Origin of the sequence: Phytobacter sp. V91 (assembly GCF_965644225.1) — a bacterium.
Lineage (GTDB): Bacteria > Pseudomonadota > Gammaproteobacteria > Enterobacterales > Enterobacteriaceae > CBFFRJ01.
The window spans coordinates 1-1,334 of the sequence record NZ_CBFFRJ010000270.1; the positions used below are offsets into that span (position 1 = coordinate 1).

Sequence of the window (1,334 nt, forward strand, 5' to 3'; positions counted from 1 at the left end):
ACGGTAGCAGTGTACCCGCCTGGTGGCGGGTAACTGAAGTGACTTTAAACATACAAGGGTTGGGGTGAGGGGGATCAATAAGAACAATTGCAACATTATGCTCGCTTTATAAAATCGTGCGAAACAGAGCACTGCCTGACGATCCGCCACCTGTCAATATCCTCGTAACCCGCCTCTTTGTCATCGATCGCCCCCCGGCCTGTTTTTTTAAAAGCATCACAATCAATCATCATTAATCCTTAAATGAATGAAATGTTGCTTAATCGAGCATGATCTATCATCATATCGTTCTATCAACGAGGCATGCTCAGATGGGTCGTGTACGGTTTTCTCATATTTGAGCATGGGGAAGATAACCACCGGAGCTCAGTATGTATCACGCCATTATTTATCAGGAGCTGGACACGGCAATGGATGCGCTAGAGAAACTGACCGTGGCCTGGTTTACGGCCAACCCGCACCAGCAACAGGCCGAACTGTTTTATCGTTATATGCAGCAGGCTCAGTCGGGCTGTTTTAAGCCGCATTTCGCCAGGATCCTCGACGACTCAATGGAGTGCCTGACTGGCGTGCTGCCTCAACTCTCCAACCGACTGGCCCCCGCAGTGGCAGACGCTATTTCAGGATCTTCACTTAAGGTCCGCCGCATCCTGAGTATGATTATTTACTGGCTTATCCAGTACCACAGCGGCCATGCCCGCGATCTGCCTGAGCAGGAAGAAATGCTCGATATTTTCTCGAGCATCCTGGAGAGTAATGCGCTGAAGATGTGGTGAAGGATATGACTGGCGCTCAATTATTCAAAGGGATGTGCGTTTCTCAGGGCTGATATGGATAAAGCGTATTTTTACGCTGGCAATAATTTTTCTCTGCTAAAATCGAGTGAATAGCCTTGCCAGATTCATGGAGATTATGGATGGGAGAACAAGAAGGTAGCACAAGGCCGTTAACTCTTGGTGAAACGCGTCTGGCGTATTCAGTGTATGGTAATTTGATTTTCTATGGATCAGTTTCTATTCACTGTGACAGCTATTTGCCGTTTGACTTGCAGAGGTCGCGGGTCGCAATGACGCCAAATGGTGAATTATATTTTCGCTTAGAACTTTATCGAAGTGACTACTCTAATGTGCCCCCGAGCTCCAGCATCTCTTTATCCATGAAATGGCTCATGTATGGCAACATCAGAAAGGAATGTGGGTACGTACAAGAGGCCTGTTCAGCTGGGCGGTTGACTACAAGTACAGGCTGGATAGAGTTCGCTTAAGGAAGGTGCGATTTAATCGGTGGGGTTCAGTGGAGTCCTTATCTGTATTAGCCTTACCTTAGCTGAGCTG

At 47.5% G+C, this 1,334-nt stretch carries 1 protein-coding gene; it reads left to right on the forward strand.

Annotation, left to right across the window (positions count from 1 at the left end):
• Nucleotides 1–371 precede the first annotated feature (371 nt).
• On the forward strand, nucleotides 372–776 hold the full coding sequence (locus tag ACSZO4_RS25560; protein ID WP_437891883.1) for a hypothetical protein: 405 nt from the start codon (nucleotides 372–374) through the stop codon (nucleotides 774–776).
• The last annotated feature ends 558 nt before the right edge of the window (nucleotides 777–1,334 follow it).